Annotated in this window: 1 pseudogene; it reads left to right on the top strand. The window is 78.1% G+C overall.

Going from position 1 to position 462, the window contains the following annotated elements:
- A pseudogene (locus MCBG_RS30145) lies at positions 1-462 on the top strand (ATPase); the annotation flags it as partial.

Raw genomic sequence — 462 nt, 5'->3', positions numbered from 1 at the left:
TCGACAGCGCCTGGGCCGAGGCGGGACTGCGCTGCCCGTACGCGGTGCACGGCGACGCGCTGGTCGCCTACGCCTCCGGCACCGCCGCCCCGGACGGCACGGTGCTCATCGCCGGCACCGGCGCGATCGCCGCCCAGGTACGCGACCTGCGGCTGGACCGTGTCGCCGACGACCACGGCTGGCTGCTCGGCGACGCCGGCTCGGGGTTCTGGCTCGGCCGCGAGGCGGTCCGCCGGCTGCTGACCGGCCTGGACCGCGCACAAGCCCCCGGCGACCTGGGCCGACGGGTGCTGTCGGAACTGACCGGCGCGACCGCTGTGGACGACCGACCGCGCGCGACGGTCGACGCCGTGGTGCAGGCGGTGACCCGCCGACCGCCGGTGGAGCTGGCCCGGCTCGCGCCGCTCGTGGTGTCGTCGGCCCGCGACGGGGAGCCCACGGCGGTCGCGCTGATCGCCGAGG

The organism is Micromonospora sp. M42, from assembly GCF_000568915.1.
GTDB classification, from domain to species: domain Bacteria; phylum Actinomycetota; class Actinomycetes; order Mycobacteriales; family Micromonosporaceae; genus Micromonospora; species Micromonospora chalcea.
The sequence above is the reverse complement of the archived record's forward strand: the minus strand, read 5'-3'. Positions and strand labels throughout refer to the sequence as shown.